This window comes from Nonomuraea sp. N2-4H (assembly GCF_045291505.1).
Lineage (GTDB): Bacteria > Actinomycetota > Actinomycetes > Streptosporangiales > Streptosporangiaceae > Nonomuraea > Nonomuraea fastidiosa.
In genome coordinates this window covers 8,627,615-8,643,972 of the sequence record NZ_CP147987.1, presented here as the reverse complement: position 1 = coordinate 8,643,972, position 16,358 = coordinate 8,627,615, and the positions used below count along the sequence as shown (strand labels likewise).

Annotated in this window: 14 protein-coding genes, 1 tRNA gene and 1 pseudogene; 4 read left to right on the top strand and 12 right to left on the bottom strand. The window is 70.5% G+C overall.

Annotated features, from left to right (window positions below; translation table 11 throughout):
- Nucleotides 1-71: 71 nt before the first annotated feature.
- The 12 genes and pseudogenes from WBK31_RS40010 to WBK31_RS39955 all read right to left on the bottom strand — a co-directional run.
- A pseudogene (locus WBK31_RS40010) lies at nt 72-505 on the bottom strand (WecB/TagA/CpsF family glycosyltransferase); the annotation flags it as partial.
- A 228-nt stretch (nt 506-733) separates the two neighbouring features.
- Nucleotides 734-1,636, bottom strand: a complete 903-nt coding sequence (locus tag WBK31_RS40005; protein WP_406674094.1) for a glycosyltransferase family 2 protein — start codon at nt 1,634-1,636, stop codon at nt 734-736.
- On the bottom strand, nt 1,633-2,523 hold the full coding sequence (locus WBK31_RS40000) for a sulfotransferase (RefSeq protein ID WP_364069619.1): 891 nt from the start codon (nt 2,521-2,523) through the stop codon (nt 1,633-1,635). Before WBK31_RS40000 ends, WBK31_RS40005 begins: the two co-directional genes overlap by 4 nt.
- Nucleotides 2,524-2,610: 87 nt before the next feature.
- On the bottom strand, nt 2,611-3,876 hold the full coding sequence (cysN, locus tag WBK31_RS39995) for a sulfate adenylyltransferase subunit CysN (protein ID WP_364069617.1): 1,266 nt from the start codon (nt 3,874-3,876) through the stop codon (nt 2,611-2,613).
- Nucleotides 3,876-4,790 carry a sulfate adenylyltransferase subunit CysD gene (gene cysD / locus WBK31_RS39990; RefSeq protein WP_364069615.1) on the bottom strand — a complete coding sequence of 305 codons (915 nt, stop codon included), beginning with the start codon at nt 4,788-4,790 and terminating at the stop codon, nt 3,876-3,878. The genes cysN and cysD overlap by 1 nt, the downstream gene beginning before the upstream one ends.
- A gap of 19 nt (nt 4,791-4,809) precedes the next feature.
- Nucleotides 4,810-5,607, bottom strand: a complete 798-nt coding sequence (locus WBK31_RS39985) for a 3'(2'),5'-bisphosphate nucleotidase CysQ (RefSeq protein WP_406674093.1) — start codon at nt 5,605-5,607, stop codon at nt 4,810-4,812.
- Nucleotides 5,607-7,046 carry a sugar transferase gene (locus WBK31_RS39980; protein WP_364069611.1) on the bottom strand — a complete coding sequence of 480 codons (1,440 nt, stop codon included), beginning with the start codon at nt 7,044-7,046 and terminating at the stop codon, nt 5,607-5,609. Before WBK31_RS39980 ends, WBK31_RS39985 begins: the two co-directional genes overlap by 1 nt.
- A gap of 109 nt (nt 7,047-7,155) precedes the next feature.
- Nucleotides 7,156-7,740, bottom strand: a complete 585-nt coding sequence (pth, locus tag WBK31_RS39975; protein WP_378785279.1) for an aminoacyl-tRNA hydrolase — start codon at nt 7,738-7,740, stop codon at nt 7,156-7,158.
- A gap of 67 nt (nt 7,741-7,807) precedes the next feature.
- Nucleotides 7,808-8,416, bottom strand: a complete 609-nt coding sequence (locus WBK31_RS39970) for a 50S ribosomal protein L25/general stress protein Ctc (RefSeq protein ID WP_406674092.1) — start codon at nt 8,414-8,416, stop codon at nt 7,808-7,810.
- Nucleotides 8,417-8,515: 99 nt separating this feature from the next.
- Nucleotides 8,516-9,484 carry a ribose-phosphate diphosphokinase gene (locus tag WBK31_RS39965; RefSeq protein ID WP_378790147.1) on the bottom strand — a complete coding sequence of 323 codons (969 nt, stop codon included), beginning with the start codon at nt 9,482-9,484 and terminating at the stop codon, nt 8,516-8,518.
- 5 nt (nt 9,485-9,489) lie between these two features.
- Nucleotides 9,490-10,941, bottom strand: coding sequence for a bifunctional UDP-N-acetylglucosamine diphosphorylase/glucosamine-1-phosphate N-acetyltransferase GlmU (glmU, locus tag WBK31_RS39960; RefSeq protein ID WP_364069603.1), 1,452 nt, complete (start codon nt 10,939-10,941; stop codon nt 9,490-9,492).
- A 141-nt stretch (nt 10,942-11,082) separates the two neighbouring features.
- Nucleotides 11,083-11,154, bottom strand: a tRNA-Gln gene (locus WBK31_RS39955).
- Between the two features lie 266 nt (nt 11,155-11,420).
- On the opposite strand from WBK31_RS39955, the gene WBK31_RS39950 reads away from it, so the two are divergent.
- The 4 genes from WBK31_RS39950 to WBK31_RS39935 all read left to right on the top strand — a co-directional run bounded on the left by WBK31_RS39950 (nt 11,421) and on the right by WBK31_RS39935 (nt 16,322).
- Entirely contained in the window at nt 11,421-12,359 is a 939-nt protein-coding gene (locus WBK31_RS39950; protein WP_364069601.1) for an acyl-CoA desaturase, read from the top strand.
- A gap of 40 nt (nt 12,360-12,399) precedes the next feature.
- Complete coding sequence (locus WBK31_RS39945) at nt 12,400-13,305, top strand: TetR family transcriptional regulator (RefSeq protein WP_378785282.1); 906 nt, start codon at nt 12,400-12,402, stop codon at nt 13,303-13,305.
- A gap of 118 nt (nt 13,306-13,423) precedes the next feature.
- A complete protein-coding gene (locus tag WBK31_RS39940; RefSeq protein WP_364069599.1) occupies nt 13,424-15,484 on the top strand; it encodes an RNA degradosome polyphosphate kinase in 2,061 nt (686 codons plus the stop codon).
- Complete coding sequence (locus WBK31_RS39935) at nt 15,474-16,322, top strand: NUDIX domain-containing protein (RefSeq protein ID WP_364069597.1); 849 nt, start codon at nt 15,474-15,476, stop codon at nt 16,320-16,322. The genes WBK31_RS39940 and WBK31_RS39935 overlap by 11 nt, the downstream gene beginning before the upstream one ends.
- The last annotated feature ends 36 nt before the right edge of the window (nt 16,323-16,358 follow it).

The following is a 16,358-nucleotide window of genomic DNA, read 5'->3' as shown; positions in this document are numbered from 1 at the left end:
TCGTCCACCAGGTACCGCCGCGCCAGCCGCCCGGGCTCGCTTACGAGCCGGAACGCCCATTCGAGCCCGGCCCGCCGCACCCACAGCGGCGCTCTGGCCACGGTCCCCGCCGCGAACGCGATGGCCGCACCGCACCCCAGGAACCACGCCCCGGGCAGCTCCCGCCGTAAGTCGGCGATGAGGAGGTCCTGCCGGGGAAGCCGAGCCCGACGAACACCAGCCGGGGCGCCGCCGCCACCACCTTCACGCGCACCTCGGCCACGCCCTCGGGCGTGCGGTCGAACCCGTACGGCGGCGCGTACGCCCCGCACACCCGCAGCCCGGGGCAGGCGCCGGCGAGCCGGTCGGCCGCCCGCTCGGCCACCTCGGGCGGGCCGCCGCCGAGCAGGTACACCGGCCAGCCACGGCCGGCGGCGAGCCCGCTGAGCGACCAGATCAGATCGGCGCCGGTGACCCGCTCGGGCACGGGCGTGCCGAGCAGCCTGGCCGCCCACACCAGCGGCATGCCGTCGGCGACGACCAGATCGGCCGACCCGATGAGCGCCCGGAGGGCGGGGTCGGCGGACGCCGCCCGGCAGATGTCAACGTTCGGGGTGACGATGTGGCCGCCCCGCCCGGCCTCCAGCGCCGCCGCGACCCGCCGCAGCACGTCCTCCTCGCGTACGGCGTCCATCTCGACGCCGCCGACGCGCACCCTCCCCGGGGGCGAGGGGCAGGACGGTGGTGGGTGCGGTCATATGCCGTGTCCCCGCCGCTGCAGCGCCGACAGCACGGCGGAGGCCGGGATCAGACCGGCCGCCACGGCGGCGGCGATCGCGCCGCGCGGCTCCAGGGGGCGGGTGGTGACGGTGCGGGCGGCCCACCGCAGGGCCGCCCGCCGCTGCCCCAGCGCCGCGTGGCTGAAGGCGAGCTGGCCGTAGACCCGCGCCGCGCCGCACGGGTCCACGGCCAGTTCGGGATGCCGGGCGAGCATCCACTCAAGCCCGGCAATGCGGTCGGCCCAGCGGGCCGCGTAGTGGGACCTGGCCCAGCGCACCAGCACGAGCGGGCGGTCGATGTGGACGAGAGGCCGCCGCTTGGCGGCGCGCAGGGCCAGGTCCCAGTCTTCGTTCTGCCCGGCGGGGGCGCTCTCGTCGGGGCGGAGCGCGCCACGCCGGAACAGGAACGTCGATGAGTGCACCATCATCATGCGCGAGCGGGTCAGGTCGGCGGCGGTCACCGTGTCGGAGCCGGCCAGCCGGGCGACGCGGCGGCCGCCGTGCTCGACCTCGATCGCGCAGCTCGCGAACTCGCCCCCGGCCCGCTCCAGCGCCTCGGCCTGTGCGGCGAGCTTGCCGGGCCGCCACACGTCGTCGTCGTCGCAGAACGCGATCAGCTCGGTGGCGCAGGCGTCGATGCCGGTGTTGCGCGCGCCGGGCAGCCCGGGGGTGCGGGTGTTGGGCAGCACCCGTAACGGCAGGCCGTCGAGCGACCGCGCCGCCTCGCGGGCGAGTGCGGGGCCGCCGTCGGCGACCACGACCACCTCGAGCGGCCCGGCGTACCGCTGGGTGAGCACGGCCTCCGCGGCCTCGCGCAGCTGCCCTGGACGGTCACCACGGGTCGGGATGACCACCCCGACCGACGGCGCCGCGCTCACGCGGCCACGCCCCGATAGCCGTAACGGGCGCGCAGGGGCCAGGTGAGTGCGGCGACCAGCCGGCGGTCGCCGCCGGGCAGCGCCGAACGCCAGGAGTCGTCACGCCGCAGCTCCACCGGCCCGACGCGGAAGCGCATGGGGTTGCCCGACGCCGTGTGCGACGGGCTCAGCCAGGCCGTGCGGCCGTCGAGGAAGTCGGGCTCGGGCAGGCCGAGGCCGCGGGCCAGCGCGGCCAGGGCGGGGCCCGGGGCGGCGAGCAGGTCTTCGTACCGGATTCTGGTGACGCGCGCCCCGCGTGCGGCGAGCAGCTCGATCGCGGCGTTCTGTGCCGACCAGTGGACGGCCGTGCGGGCGGGGCTCCACCGGGTCATCGGCCGGCCGTTCTCCGGCCGGTGGACGGTCCTGCTCCAGGAGTGGGCGACGGCGCGCGGGTCGCGGACCACGTGCACGACGTGGACGTCGGCCCCGCTTGCCACGAGGCAGCAGGCCAGCGAGGCGTGCTTGCTGGAGTCGATCACCACGGGTGCGCCGGCGGCGGAGTAGAGCCGCAGGTAGGCGCGGGTGTATTCGGCCAGGTCGGGATGGCCGATGCGGGGGATCCTACGGGTGCGGTCGATGCGCGCGCGCAGGGCCAGCACGCGCTCGGCCAGCGGACGGGACCAGCCGCCGAAGGCACGCTCCCCCACCTGCCGCCAGAAGGGACAGGCGGGGAAGGCCGTGCCGCACCCGCACGGCTCCCCCGCGAGCACCCCTCGCTCCCACAGGTGCACCACCTCACCCAGCGCCACCACTCCGGGAAGCTCTCCGAGGAGCCTCTCCAGCAGAGTGGTGCCGCTGCGGCCCAGGCCGCCCAGGTAGACGACCTGGGGAGTAGCGCGATCTGTCACGGAACGAGGGGCTTTCGCGTCGTCGAACACCGAACGCGACGACCCTAGCGCGGACCGTAATCGTCAGATCAAGGAACGCTTAAAGATCTACCTGGACGAGTCGATGATCATCCCGGCGCCGACGGTGCCGTTGGTGGCCTCGTCGATCAGGATGAATCCACCGGTCAGCCGGTTGCGCGCGTAATCGTCGACGAACAGCGGCTGGGTGATCCGCAGCGAGACGCGGCCGATCTCGTTGAGGCCGAGCGCGGTCGCCTCCTCGTCGCGGTGCAGCGTGTTGATGTCGAGCCGGTAGTGCAGGTCGCGCACCAGCGCGCGGGCGGTCCTGGTGGTGTGCTTGATGGTCAGCTTGGAGCGCGGCGTGAGCTTGGTGCCGTCGGCCATCCAGCAGACCATCGCCTCCAGCTCCTGGGCCACCCTGGGCTGGTTGTTGGGCCTGGCGATCATGTCGCCGCGCGAGATGTCGAGGTCGTCCTCGAAGCGCAGCGTCACCGACATGGGCGGGAACGCCTCTTCGACCGGCCCGTCGTAGGTGTCGATCGACGCGATGCGGGTGGTCAGGCCCGACGGCAGGTGCACCACCTCGTCGCCCGGCTTGAGCACGCCGCCCGCCACCTGGCCCGCGTAGCCGCGGTAGTCGTGGAAGGCCGGGTCGGTGGCGCGCTGCGGCCTGATGACGTACTGCACGGGGAAGCGCACGTCGGTCAGGTTGCGGTCGGAGGCGATGTGGACGTTCTCCAGGTGGTGCAGCAGCGACGTGCCGGCGTACCACGGCATGTTCTCCGACCGCGACACGACGTTGTCGCCGTTGAGCGCCGAGATCGGGATGAACGTCAGGTCGGAGACGTTGAGCTTGGAGGCGAACGCGGTGAACTCCTCGCGGATCTCCTCGAAGCGCTCCTGGGAGTAGTCGACCAGGTCCATCTTGTTGACCGCGAGCACCAGGTGCGGCACGCGCAGCAGCGAGGTCAGGAACGCGTGCCGCCGCGACTGCTCCAGCACGCCCTTGCGCGCGTCGATGAGGATGATGGCGAGGTCGGCCGTGGAGGCGCCGGTCACCATGTTGCGGGTGTACTGGATGTGCCCCGGCGTGTCGGCGATGATGAACTTCCTGCGCGGGGTCGCGAAGTACCGGTACGCCACGTCGATCGTGATGCCCTGCTCCCGCTCGGCCCGCAGGCCGTCGGTCAGCAGCGACAGGTCGGTGTACTCGGTGCCCCGGTCGCGCGAGGTCCGCTCGACCGCCTCGAGCTGGTCCTCGAAGATCGCCTTGGAGTCGTACAACAACCGCCCGATGAGGGTGGACTTGCCGTCATCGACGCTTCCCGCGGTGGCAAAGCGCAGAATGTCCATCAGAAGTAGCCCTCTCGCTTGCGGTCCTCCATGGCGGCCTCGGACGAGCGGTCGTCGGCCCGCGTGGCCCCCCGCTCGGTGATGCGGGTGGCCGCGATCTCCTGGATGATCTCTTCGACCGTGCTGGCCGTGGACTGCACGGCGCCGGTGCAGGTCATGTCGCCCACCGTGCGGTAGCGCACCACCGCCTCGAACAGCGGCTCGTCGTCGCCGCGCGGCACTACATCGGAGTCGGGCAGCAGCATGCCGTCGCGCTCGAAGACCTTGCGGGTATGGGCGAAGTAGATGGACGGGATCTCGATGCCCTCACGCCGGATGTAGTCCCAGACGTCGAGCTCGGTCCAGTTGGACAGCGGGAAGACCCGGATGTGCTCGCCCTTGCGGATGCGGGCGTTGTAGAGGTTCCACAGCTCGGGGCGCTGGTTCTTCGGGTCCCACTGTCCGAAGTCGTCGCGGAAGGAGAACACCCGCTCCTTGGCGCGCGCCTTCTCCTCGTCGCGCCTGGCGCCGCCGAAGACCGCGTCGAACTCGTGCTCCTCGATCGCGTCGAGCAGCGTCGTGGTCTGCAGCCGGTTGCGCGAGGCGCGCTTGCCGGTGTCCTCGACGACGCGGCCGGCGTCGATGGAGTCCTGGACGCTGGCGACGATCAGCCGGGCGCCCAGCTCGGCCGCGCGCCGGTCGCGGAACTCGATGACCTCCTCGAAGTTGTGCCCCGTGTCGACGTGCATCAGCGGGAACGGAATCGGCGCGGGCCAGAACGCCTTCTCGGCGATGCGGAGCATGACGATCGAGTCTTTGCCGCCGGAGAAGAGCAGACACGGCCGCTCGAACTCGGCGGCCACCTCGCGCATAATGTGGATGGCCTCGGCCTCGAGCACGTCGAGCTGCGACGTCGTGTAGTCGCGCTGGAGCATGGAAGCTTCCTCCGGCGGGTCAGCGGTGCAGGTCACGGATGCCGGCGAGCAGGGATGTCGCCAGCTCCGGTAGGGAAACCAGGATATCCGGTAGGGACGGATCGGCTTGGTTGTAGGTCAGCTGCGAGCCGTCGATGCGGCTGGCGTGGGCTCCTGCGGCGAGCGCGACCGCGACCGGCGCGGCTGAGTCCCACTCGTACTGGCCGCCGGCGTGGACGTACGCCTCGACCTCGCCGGTCAGCACCGCCGAGATCTTGGCCCCGGCCGAGCCGATCGGCACCAGGTCGGCGCCCACGAGGTAGGCCAGCTTCTGGACGAACTCGGGCGGCCTGCTGCGGCTCACCGCGATGCGGAAGCGCCCCTTGTTGTCATAGGCGGGGTCGTAGGCGGGCGGCTTGGGCGGGTCGGCGGTCGTCAGCGTACGGCCCTGGGCCGGCAGCGCCACGGCCCCGGCGGTGAGCCGCCCGCGCTCCCACAGCGCCACGTGCACCGCCCAGTCGCTGCGGCCTTCACCGCCAAGGGTCAGGCGCTCGGAGAACTCCCTGGTACCGTCGAGCGGGTCGATGATCCACACCCGCTCGGCGCTCAGCCTGCGCGGGTCGAGCCGCTCTTCGCGGGTGGCCTCCTCCGACAGCACGCTGTCGCTCGGGCGCAGCCGCGCCAGGCTCTCCATGAGAAACAGGTGGGAGGATCGGTCGCCCTCGGCGCGCAGCGCGGCCGGGTCGTCGAACCCCAGCCGCTCGCGGACCTTCAGCAGCCGCGCTCCTGCCTCGGTCGCCAGGTCTGCGGCGAGGGCGTGGTCGTCGCGAATCGTCATCAATAAGCTCCTTGCCCGCGGGCGACGGCCGACCAAGTCTTCCACAGGATCTGGAGGTCCAGAGTGAGGGACCAGTTCTCCACGTAACGTAGGTCGAGACGGACGGATTCCTCCCACGATAGGTCAGATCTGCCACTGACCTGCCACAGCCCGGTCAGCCCAGGGCGTACGAGGAGTCGTCTGCGCACATCGTCACCGTAACGCGCCACCTCTTCGGGCAGCGGCGGGCGCGGCCCGACGAGCGACATGTGTCCGAGCACGACGTTGATGAGCTGCGGCAGCTCATCAAGCGAATGGCGGCGCATGAACGCGCCGAGCGGCGTGACCCGCGGGTCGTTCCTGATCTTGAACAGCACGCCGTCGCGGTCGCTGACGAGCGTGACCTTCTGCTGCTCCGAGCCGCGCCGCATGGTGCGGAACTTCAGGATCGTGAAGAGCCTGCCGTCCCTGCCCACCCGGGTCTGGCGGAACAGCGCGGGCCCGGGGCTCGTCGCGCGTACGGCCACCGCGAGCCCGGCCATGAACGGCGCGAGCAGCACCAGCAGCGCGGCGGCCACCACGCGGTCGAAGACGTTCTTGACGAGCTGCCGCGCGCCGGCCAGCTCGGGGTGCTCGACGTGCAGCAGCGGCATGCCGGCGACCGGCCTGATCATGGTGCGCGGGCCCGCGACGTCCATCAGCGCGGGGGCGACGACCAGCTCGGTGAGCGTGCGCTCCAGCCGCCAGGCCAGCCGGCGCAGCGCCTGGCCGTCCATCTCGGGGCAGGCCAGCACGGCCACGGTGTCCGCGTCGTGCTGCTCGACGGCGAGCGGCACGTCGCTGAGGTCGCCGGCCACGGTCACGCCCGCGACGCTCTGTCCTTGATGCCCGCCCGGCAGGCAGGCGGCGACGACCTCCATGCCGTGGTGGCGTTCCCTGCGGAAGAGGCCGACCAGCTCGGCGACGGAGGCGGCGTGGCCGACGGCGATCACCCGGCGCATGCACCGCCCGGCGGCCCTGCGCCGGTGCAGGTTGCGGCGCAGCGCGTAGCGGACGGTGAGGGTGAGGAGGGTGACCAGGGGCAGCGCGAGCACGACGTAGCCGCGGGCGACGTCGGTCTTGGTGAGGTAGGAGCCGATGGCGGTGGCCGCGGTGAGCGCCAGGCCGGCCTGGGCGACGCGGCGGAACTCCTCGGGGCCGTCGCCGAGCATGCGCGGCTCGTACGCGCGGTTGAGCGCCACCGCCCCGCACCACACGACCGGCAGCACGAGGCTGACCAGCAGATAGGGAAGGACGTAGGGGGTGGGCCAGCCGAACCTGACGGCGAACGCGGCGCAGGCGCCCACGCCGGCCGCGCACAGATCACCCAGCACGGCCTGCAACCGATATGTGCGCACCCAGGAGCGCGTGCGCGGTGCTGCCTTCCCCCAGCAGCCCCCATGGCCGGTCCTCACAGCCATGAGCCCCTCACCGCGCACGCGTGCCTCCAGGTGACCACTCCTGAACGGACAGTGACCGATCGTAGCCGCGCCGCGTCCCGGCATTCGGCGGAACGAAGCTATGCGGGGATCAGCGAGGAGGGCCGGAAATGTGGAGATCAGCCCGGTGGAAGTCGTTCTGGGTGGCCTCCAGGCCGCGGGTCATCAGCGACTCGACCACGTCGGCCGCCCGGTCGACGAGGAACGGCAGGTCCTTGCGCTCAGCGGTGGCGAAGTCTCTGAGCACGTAGGAGGCCGGGTCCATGCGGCCGGGCGGTCGCCCGATGCCGAAGCGGACCCGAAGGTAGTCGCGGGTGCCGAGGGCCTTGGTGATGGACTTGAGCCCGTTGTGGCCGTTGTCGCCGCCGCCCAGCTTGGCGCGCAGCGCGCCGTAGGGCACGTCGAGCTCGTCGTGCACGACGATGAGCCGCTCGGGGCCGATCTTGTAGAAGTCGCACAGCGCCTTGACGGGCCCGCCGGACAGGTTCATGTACGTCAGGGGCTTGGCGAGCACGGCGGCCCGCGTCTCGCACACCGAGGCCCTGCTCTTGTGCGCCTTGAACCGCCCGCCCGCCCTGGCGGCCAGCTCGTCGAGCACCATGAAGCCCGCGTTGTGCCGGTTGCCCGCGTATTCGGGCCCCGGATTGCCCAACCCGGCGATCAGCCAGCGATCCATGAAGTCCCCTCATAGCGGAACGGGACGGCTCGAGTCCGGCCGCCCCGTTCACGAATGAACCCGTCGCTCACTCGGCGGCGGGAGCCTCCGCGGCCTCGCCCTCGCCCTCGGCGGCCTCCTCGCCCTCGGCGGGCGCCTCGACCGGCTTGGCGATGACCTGCAGCACGATGGTCTCGGCGTCGGCGGCCAGCGAGGTGCCCTGCGGCAGCTTGAGCTGGCCGGCGGTGATGGAGGTGCCGACCTCCAGGCCCTCGACGTCGACCTCGACGCCGGTCGGGATGTGGGTGGCCTCGGTCTCGACGGCGATGGTGGTCAGCTGCTGCTCCAGCAGGCCGTCGGAGTGGACGTCGCCGACCGGGGTGACCGGGATCTCGACGGTGACCTTCTCGCCGCGGCGGACCAGCAGCAGGTCGACGTGCTCGACGAAGCCCTTGATCGGGTCGCGCTGGACGCCCTTGGGCAGCGCCAGCTCGTCGACGCCGTCGCCCTTGAGGTGGATCAGCACGTTGGGCGTGCGCAGGGCGAGCAGGACCTCGTGGCCGGGGAGCGTGAGGTGCTTGGGCTCGATGCCGTGCCCGTAGAGAACGGCGGGCACCTTGTCGGCGCGGCGGATCTTGCGAGCGGCGCCCTTGCCGAACGTGGTGCGCTGTTCGGCGGCGATACGTACTTCAGACACGACATCTCCTAGGGATGTAGATGTGGACGGTTCATCGCGCTCCCCCTCACCCGCCCTAGCGGAAGGCGTTACGAGCGCAACCTGTTCAGTCTAAGGGGCTCAGGTGTCTCCCTCGAACAGGCTCGTGACCGAGCCGTCCTGGAAGATCTCGGTGATCGCCCGCGCGATCAGCGGCGCGATCGACAGCACGGTGAGCTTGTCGAAGCGGCTCTCCTGCGTCAGCGGCAGCGTGTTGGTGACGATGACCTCGGAGATGCGGGAGTTCTTCAGCCGGTCGACGGCCGGGTCGGAGAAGACCGCGTGGGTGGCCGCCACGATGACGTTGGTGGCGCCCTGCTCGTAGAGGGCGTCGGCCGCCTTGCAGATGGTGCCGGCGGTGTCGATCATGTCGTCGATGAGCACGCAGGTGCGCCCGCGCACCTTGCCGACGACCTCGTTGACCTTCACCGAGTTGGCGACGTCGAGGTCGCGCCGCTTGTGGATGAACGCGAGCGGCGTGCCGAGCGTGTCGGCCCAGCGCTCCGACAGGCGCACGCGGCCGGTGTCGGGCGAGACGACGGTGGTGTTGGCGAGGTCGAGCTTGTTCTTGAGGTAGCTCTCCAGGACCGGCATGGCGAACAGGTGGTCGACCGGGCCGTCGAAGAAGCCCTGGATCTGGGAGGTGTGCAGGTCGATCGACATGAGCCGGTCGGCGCCCGCGGTCTTGAACAGGTCGGCGATGAGCCGGGCGGTGATGGGCTCGCGGCCGCGGCCCTTCTTGTCCTGCCTGGAGTAGCCGAAGAACGGCATGACCACGGTGATGCGCTTGGCGGATGCCCGCTTGAGCGCGTCGACCATGATCAGCTGTTCCATGATCCACTTGTTGATGGGCGTGGTGTGGCTCTGGATGACGAAGGCGTCACAGCCGCGCACGGACTCCAGGTAGCGGGCGTAGATCTCGCCGTTGGCGAAGTCGATGAGTTTGGTGGGGGTGAGGGAGACGCCGACGTGCTTGGCGACCTCCTCTGCCAGCTCGGGGTGTGCTCGCCCGGAGAAGAGCATGAGGTTCTTCTCCCCGGGCTGCTTCATGCTGGTCACTTCGTGCTCTCCTGCTGCTCTCGCTCGGCCAGCGCCCGCTGGGCGGCCGCCGCCGACTTCGTGCCCGCGCGCCTGCGCAAGACCCATTTCTCGATGTTGCGCTGCCGCGCACGCGCCACGCCGATGGCGCCGGGGGGTACGTCGTCGACGATGGTCGAGCCGGCCGCCGTGTAGGCGCCGTCGTGGACCGTCACCGGGGCGACGAGCATGGTGTCGCAACCGACGAAGGCGCCGTCGCCCACCGTGGTGCGGTGCTTTTCGACGCCGTCGTAGTTGACGAAGACCGTGGAGGCGCCGATGTTGGCGTCGTTGCCGATGGTGGCGTCCCCCGCGTAGGACAGGTGCGGCACCTTGGAGCGTTCGCCGACCTTGGTGTTCTTCATCTCGACGAAGGTGCCCGCCTTGGACTTGCGCCCGAGCACGGTGCCGGGGCGCAGGTAGGCGTAGGGGCCGACGCTGGCCTCCGGGCCGATCTCGGCGTGGTCGCAGACCGCGTTGCGCACCACCGCGCCCTCGCCGACGACGGTCGAGGTGAGCGTGGTGCCCGGCCCGACCTCGGCGCCGGTCTTGATGACGGTCTCGCCGTGAAGCTGGGTGCCGGGGTGCACGACCGCGTCGGGCTCGATGCGGACGCCGACGTCGATCCAGGTGCTGTCGGGGTCGATGATCGTGACGCCGGCGCGCATGTGCTGCTCCAGCAGGCGCCGGTTGAGGATCTTGCGGGCGGCGGCGAGCTGCACGCGGTCGTTGACGCCTTCGACCTCGACATGGTCGGCGGCGACGCACGCGCCCACCCGGTGGCCGTCGCGGCGCAGGATGGCGAGGACGTCGGTGAGGTACTCCTCGCCCTGGGCGTTGTCGGTGGAGACGCGCTTGACGGCGTCGGCGAGCAGCAGGCCGTCGAAGGCGTAGATGCCGGAGTTCATCTCCTTGATCGCGCGCTGCTCCGGAGTCGCGTCCTTCTCTTCGACGATCTCCAGGACGGCGCCGCTCTCGTCGCGGATGATCCGGCCGTATCCGGTCGGGTCGGGCACTTCGGCGGTCAGCACGGTGACCGCGTTGTTCTCGGCGGCGTGCCGGTCGAGCAGCCCGGCGAGGGTCTGGGTGCGCAGCAGCGGCACGTCGCCGTAGGTGACGAGGACGGTGCCGGAGATCGTGCCGATCTCTTCGAGCACCGTGCGCACGGCGTGGCCGGTGCCGCGCTGCTCGCGCTGGACGACGGTGCGCGCGTCGGGGCTGGTGGCGGCCAGGTGGCCGCCGACCCGCTCGAGCGCGTGGCCGATCACCACGATGAGCTGCTCGGGCTCAAGGTCGCGGGCGGCGGCGAGCATGTGGTCGACCAGCGCACGGCCGCACAGCTCGTGCAGGACTTTCGGGGTCTGGCTCTTCATCCGGGTGCCCTCGCCGGCGGCGAGGACGATGACGGCTGCCGGGCGCGGCACACTCACGGACTGAGGCTCCCTGTGACTGGACAGATCAGGGCATTCGGTACGACATCCGCACCGCTGCACATTGTGCAGCTACCCTCCCGACACCGTGAGGATACCTGGCCTCCCCCCGAACTTTCCGCCGGGGGGAGCACGTTAAGGCTCCCGGAAGAGGACTCGAACCCCTACAAAGTGGACCAAAACCACTTGTCCTGCCGATTAGACGATCCGGGACAGATCGGACACGTGATGTCCGGCACTCCCTACGATACCGACCCCACGCGCCGCCGCGCGCCCCTATTGCCGCTCATCCCCGCCTGCACCCGCGTGGCCCCATAACAGAACCTCCGCAAACCGCGCAAGACACGATTCCCACGCTGCTCGGCGGTCTCGCCGTCACGTTCTCGACATTCCGGGCTCGACTCTTTCTAACCTACGCTGGCGTAGGTTACGGTTGCGTAGCCAGGACATTCACTTACATACCTCGCGGAGGACTGCCAATGACCGTTGTCGCCGAGCGTTCCACCCCTGCCCCCAAGCCGGACTTCGAACCGGAACCGAAGTCCCGATCCGAGCTCATCACCTTCGGGCTCGTGGTCACCCTGCCTCTCGTGGCGATCGCCGCGGCCGTACCGTTCGCATGGGGATGGGGACTCGGCTGGACGGACATCGCCATCGCCTTCGTCTTCTATGTGGTCTCCGGGCTCGGCGTCACCGTCGGCCTGCACCGCTACTTCACGCACGGCTCGTTCAAGGCCAAGCGGCCGCTGAAGATCGCCATGGGCATCGCCGGCAGCCTCTCCCTGGAGATGTCGGTGCTCGACTGGGTGGCCACCCACCGCAAGCACCACAAGTTCTCCGACAAGGAGGGCGACCCGCACTCGCCGTGGCGCTTCGGCCCCGGCTTCAAGAACATGACCAAGGGCCTGCTCTACGCCCACATGGGCTGGCTGTTCGAAAGCGAGCGCACCAACAGGGAGAAGTACGCACCCGACCTGTGCAAGGACGAGGACGTGCAGAAGCTGCACAAGTGGTTCCCCGCGCTCGCGCTCACCTCGATCCTGCTGCCCGCCGTGCTCGGCCTGCTGATCACCTGGTCCTGGCAGGGCGCGCTGACCGCGTTCTTCTGGGGCTCGCTCGTCCGCATCGGGCTGCTGCACCACGTCACCTGGTCCATCAACTCGATCTGCCACGTCTTCGGCGAGGAGGACTTCCAGGTCCGCGACAAGTCGCGCAACGTCTGGTGGCTGGCCATCCCGTCCTTCGGCGAGTCCTGGCACAACCTGCACCACAGCGACCCGACCTGCGCCCGCCACGGCGCGCTCAAGGGCCAGATCGACCTGAGCGCCGGCCTCATCCGGATCTTCGAGAAGCTGGGCTGGGTGTACGACGTCCGCTGGCCGACGCCGGAGCGTCTGGCGGCGAAGCGCATTGCCTGACGATCAGCCGGTGAGCGGCGGCCCCGCAACGGCCGTCATTATGGAAACCGTGACCGAACCCCGATCCCGCAGGCGTATGTCCGGTGCCGAGCGCAGAGAGCAGCTGATCCGCATCAGCCGCACGCTCTTCGCGGAAAAGGGGTTCGACGGGACCTCTATCGAAGAGATCGCAGCTACCGCACAGGTGTCGAAGCCGGTGGTGTACGAGCATTTCGGCGGCAAGGAAGGGCTGTACGCGGTCGTCGTCGACCGCGAGATGCAGAAGCTGCTCGGCATGATCACCGAGGCGCTGTCCGCCGCGCACTCCCTGGTGAAGCTGGAGCGGGCCGCGCTGGCCCTGCTCCGCTACATCGAGGAGAGCAGCGAGGGCTTCCGCATCCTGGTCCGCGACTCCCACGCCGCGTCGGGCACCGGCACGTTCGCCAGCCTGATCAGCGAGATCGCGAGCCAGGTGGAGGACGTGCTGGCCGACGAGTTCGCGGCCAGGGGCTACGACCCCAAGCTCGCCCCCATGTACGCCCAGATGCTGGTCGGCATGGTGGCGCTGACCGGGCAGTGGTGGCTCGACGTGCGCAAGCCGAGCCGCGAGGAGGTCGCGGCCCACCTGGTCAACCTGGCCTGGAACGGCCTGACCGCGCTCGACCCCAACCCGTCGCTGACGGTCTCGCTGCGCGACCGCGTCGCCTCGGCCAAGCCGCGCACGGTCAGCGAGAAGGAGCTGCGCGAGCTGGAGAAGGCCCGCGAGAAGGAGCTCAAGGAGGCGGAGAAGGCCCGCCAGCGTGAGCTGAAGGAGGCCGAGAAGGCCCGCATACGCGAGCTGAAAGAGCGTGAACGGTTGCTGAAGGAGGCGGAGAAGGCCCGTGAACGGGAGGAGAAGCTCCGCCAGCGGGAGGCGCGCCTGGCGGAGCGCGCCGCCCGCCTTGAGCAGGTAGATCATCCTGAGTGACCCTTGAACGGCACGGTCCCGCGGGGTGACGATGGGGTTGAGCAGGGCCGACCCTCTGGGGTGAGCCGTTGCGGCGACGTTAACGTGCTGTTCAACCGAACGGGGCACCATACGCCATATGTCTGCGGAACCGTTCCCATCCGCCTCCGACCTGCCCCTCCCGCAGGAGCGGTTCCTCAACCGCGAGGAAAGCTGGCTCCAGTTCAACGAGCGGGTGCTGGAGCTGGCCGAGGACCCCTCCCTGCCCCTGCTCGAACGCGTACGCTTCCTGGCGATCTTCGCCAGCAACCTCGACGAGTTCTTCCGCGTCCGGGTGGCCGGGCTGAAGCGGCGGATGGCGACCGGGCTGCTGCTGCGCACGAAAAGCGGCCTGAAGCCGCAGGAAGAGCTGGTCAGGATCGCCACGGTGGCCGACGAGCTGGCCAGGCGGCACGCGGCCGCCTTCCACAAGCAGATCAGCCCCCAGCTCGCCGGCGAGGGCATCGAGATCGTGCGCTGGGACGACCTGAGCCGCGAAGAGCGCACCGAGCTGCGCAAGCTGTTCAAGGAGCGCATCAGGCCCGTGCTCACGCCGCTGGCCGTGGACCCCGCGCACCCGTTCCCCTACATCTCCGGGCTGAGCCTCAACCTCGCCGTCCTGGTACGCAATCCCGCGACGGGCCACACCGTGTTCGCCCGCGTCAAGGTGCCCTCGCAGCTGCCCAGGTTCGTCCAGGCGTCCAAAGACCGTTTCGTACCCCTGGAAGACGTCATCGCCGCCCATCTCGGGCAGCTCTTCCGCGGCATGGAGATCCTCCAGCACCACGTCTTCCGCGTCACCAGGAACGAGGATCTCGACGTCGACGAGGACGTCACCGAGAACCTCATGCAGGCCCTGGAGAAGGAGCTGCTCAAGCGGCGGTTCGGGCCGCCCGTGCGGCTGGAGGTCGAGGAGAGCATCACGCCGGAGGTGCTGGCCCCGCTCATCGAGGAGCTGGAGCTGGACCCGCACGAGATCTACCGGCTGCCCGGCCCGCTCGATCTGTCGGGCCTGCACGCGATCGCCGACCTCGACCGCGGCGAGCTGAGCTACCGCCCGTTCGTGCCGGCCGAGGTGATCAACGCCGAGGACGACATCTTCTCGGTGCTGCGCGAGCGCGACGTGCTGCTGCACCACCCGTACGACTCCTTCAGCACCAGCGTGCAGCGCTTCATCGAGGACGCCGCCGCCGACCCCAGAGTGCTCGCGATCAAGCAGACCCTCTACCGCACCAGCGGCGACTCCCCCATCGTCAACGCCCTCATCGACGCCGCCGAGGCGGGCAAGCAGGTCGTGGTGGTCGTCGAGATCAAGGCCCGCTTCGACGAGCACGCCAACATCTCCTGGGCGCGCAAGCTCGAACGCGCCGGCTGCCACGTCGTCTACGGCGTGGTCGGCCTGAAGACCCACTGCAAGCTGGCCCTCGTCGTACGCCAGGAGGCGTCGGGCGAGCTGCGCCGCTACTGCCACATCGGCACCGGCAACTACAACCCCAAGACCGCCCGCCAGTACGAGGACTTCGGCCTGCTCACCGCGGACCCGCTGGTCGGCGAGGACGTCACGGACCTGTTCATCCACCTGACCGGCTACTCGCACCACTCGGCCTACCGGCGGCTGCTCGTCGCGCCGCACTCCATGCGCAGCGGCCTGGTGGCGCGGATCGAGCGGGAGATCGCCCACCAGCGGGCCGGCCGCCCCGCGCGGATCAGGATCAAGACCAACTCGCTGGTGGACGAGCCGATCATCGACGCGCTCTACCGGGCGTCCAGGGCCGGCGTGCAGGTGGACCTGTGGGTACGCGGCGTCTGCACCCTGCGCCCCGGCATCCCTGACCTGTCGGAAAATATCCGGGTGCGCTCGGTTTTGGGAAGGTTCCTTGAGCACTCGCGCGTCTACGAGTTCGGACTCGGCCGCCGCCCCGAGGTGTGGATCGGCAGCGCCGACCTCATGCGCCGCAACCTGGACCGCCGCGTCGAGGCCCTGGTCAAGGTGACCGCGCAGAAGCACAAGGCGTACCTCATCGAGCTGATGGACCGGGCCATGGACGACTCCACCAGCACCTGGTGGCTCAACTCCGACGGCACCTGGACCCGCCACCCGGGCGATGACCTGCAGAGCCATCTGATCAGCACCCGCCGCTGGAGGACCGTTGACAACTGACGAGCCCATCCGGGCGGCCGGCGCCGTCATCCTGCGCGGCTCGGGAAGCGACACCGAGGTGGCCGTCGTCTACCGTCCCCGCTACAACGACTGGACGTTCCCCAAAGGCAAGCTGGAGCCGGGCGAGCACGTCGTCGCCGCCGCCGTACGCGAGGTGCGCGAGGAGACCGGGCTGACCGTCACGCTCGGCCGGCCGCTGCCGCCCGTCTGGTACCCCATCGGAGGGCGGCGCAAGCGGGTCGACTACTGGGTGGCGCGGGCGGTCCACGACGCCGGGTTCGCTCCGGACGACGAGGTCGGCGAGCTGCGCTGGGTGCCGCTCGACGAGGCCGGGCGGCTGCTGTCGTACACCTGGGACACGCCGCTGATCGAGGCCCTTTCCGCCGCGCCGCTCGACACCACGCCGCTCGTCCTCGTACGCCACGGCTCGGCCGGCTCCCGGGACGAGTGGGAGGGCGACGACGCCACCCGGCCGCTCGACCGGCGCGGCCTGGCCCAGGCGGGGGTGCTCTCCGCCGTCCTGCCCGCCTGGCGGCCCGGCCGGCTGCTGTCGTCGCCGAGCGCCCGCTGCGTGCAGACGCTGGAGCCGTACGCGCGGATCTCCGGGCTCGGGATCGGGGTCGATCCGCTGCTCAGCGAGGAGGGCCAGGACCCGCGCAAGACGCCGGCCCTGGTGTCCTCGCTGTCCTGGCCCGCCGCCGTGTGCAGCCACCGCAAGGTGCTGCCCGGCCTCATCCAGGCGCTGACCGGGGAGGACGTACGGCTGCGCAAGGGCGGCTTCGCCGTGCTGCACCGGGCGGACGGGCGGGTCGTCGCCGTGGAGCAGCACACGACGTGACAGTGGGCGCCCGGCGAGGAGCCGGGCCTCCGGCCC